General features: G+C 35.0%; 2 protein-coding genes. Both read right to left on the bottom strand.

Going from position 1 to position 1,837, the window contains the following annotated elements; genetic code table 11:
* Positions 1–146 precede the first annotated feature (146 nt).
* Entirely contained in the window at positions 147–1,493 is a 1,347-nt protein-coding gene (tssK, locus tag ACTHUT_RS19490) for a type VI secretion system baseplate subunit TssK (RefSeq protein WP_250601046.1), read from the bottom strand.
* A gap of 33 nt (positions 1,494–1,526) precedes the next feature.
* The coding region (locus tag ACTHUT_RS19495; protein WP_440419482.1) for a type VI secretion lipoprotein TssJ at positions 1,527–1,837 on the bottom strand (311 nt) is incomplete at its 5' end.

The following is a 1,837-nucleotide window of genomic DNA, read 5'->3' on the forward strand; positions in this document are numbered from 1 at the left end:
GTAGATAATTGACTAGTAGTTTGTTGCATAGAGTTAGCCAAGATAAAAACAGGTTTAGCAGCTTCAATTAAAGGGTTATAAACATTTACTGCGTTGTTTGCAGTATTATTCTGGTTATTCATAATGAAATTCCAAATTAAATCAAATTAACTTAAAGACTTAATCGCCCAAAACTCAACATCTAAATTAGGGAAATTACCAGCCAAATGGAAAGCCATACCTGAGGAAGTATCAAACATATCCCATAATTCATGTTTTTTATCTAATTCAAAATAAACATAACCACTATGGTATGGTAATTCTCTTGGTGCCACGGATAACGCATGAACTTTAATTCCAGGTAAATGGTAAGCAACCAATTCCTTAACTTTTTCTACAGTACCTATTTTTACTACACTTGGAATTTTTTGGCGCAAGGCTTCGTTGGGCATATCAGCTTTGATGGCTAAGACAAATGAAGCTTTATCCAGTAAGCTTTGATCAGGAGTTTGAGCAACTCGAGTTGCTTCATCACGCAAATCTAGTGGAATTCTAATTGCTCTTTGTTCAAGAACAATAGACAGTGATTTGCGCAAGTTAAAAAATAATTTACCAAAACATGATGCTAGATCATTGTGTTCATAAATAGGAATATCACCTACCTTACGTGAAGGAAGGAAAGTCATTAAATCAGCACATAATTTTGATAAGTTGACAAATAATTGTTCTGGATGAGTTTGGCGAGCGCCTTCATTTTCATGATGCAAATAAGCCAAGTACCGATTGATAGTTTGAAGCATCATAAAGTCCATTACTTCAACAGAACCTCCGGTATTCGGATCGTTTACAGCGTTAGCTAGACTATTGCTTTTTTGCATTAATAAGCCATATATTTCCGAAATATAAGCTTTTAGGTGGTGTTGCTTTTGGCTTCCTAGGGAAGGAGGAATATATGATTCGTCTAGAATGATTTCAAAGTCTGCTGAACTGGATCGGATAACTGCAATAGGAAGGGCGGTTTGATTGCTAGTTAAATCATTTTCTAAAATCAATGTGGGATTAAGATCTGCTAATGTAATTTGGCGACCGTCTAATTCGGAGTTAGTTGTATCTGCAAGGGTTTTCTCAAATGCTTTATATCGGTAAGAGTTAGCAGAAGAGTTTTGATTTAGAAAGTTAATCTCATTATTGACAGACGATGGCAGAGTAATAGCTAAGCAAACTTTGGTATCTTTTATGTTTGCAGGTACTTTTAAGCTTAAATTTTCAAGTTGTTTTTGGGAAAACACAAATATAGAGCCATCAGGAAAAATACCTTCTGCTTCACGAATACCGAGCACACCACGTTTGAGGCCGTCTGAATTCAGTACTAAAGATGAAAATCCCCAAAAATAACCTTCTTTAGAAACAGCAAGTTGACGTAATCCTGACTCAAGATAACGTTCAAATTGCTGGAAATGCTGAGGAGTAATAAAGATTCCTTCTGACCAAACTACTTTTGCTTCAATTGCCATGTATTCAACCTCAAATTATTTATATATAAGCATTTATTCCTCACGCAAAATACCTTTGCTAAGGTCACTATTGTTCTTGCGAGTTTCCCCATTTTCTTTGATGAGCTGATTATCAGGATGGCGCTCTTTATATTCTTTCAGCATTTCTTGCATCTCTGATTTCGATAATTGATACAATTCATTTTTCCCAATATTCACGTAGAAATAGTGTTTACCAAACTGATACCATCGTTGTTTTTGTTTTAATAAAATCAATCTCCATTGACTATTGTCCAAATCACGATAACTGGCAACAACACCTAAATATTTCAGGTGGGAATCCATTTTGATAGGTAATACAGTAA

This window comes from Neisseria sp. P0022.S010, assembly GCF_051956635.1.

Bases quoted from the DNA above. Each gene is read 5' to 3' on its own strand.
- tssK (WP_250601046.1), bottom strand. From the start codon at position 1,493: ATGGCAATTGAAGCAAAAGTAGTTTGGTCAGAAGGAATCTTTATTACT.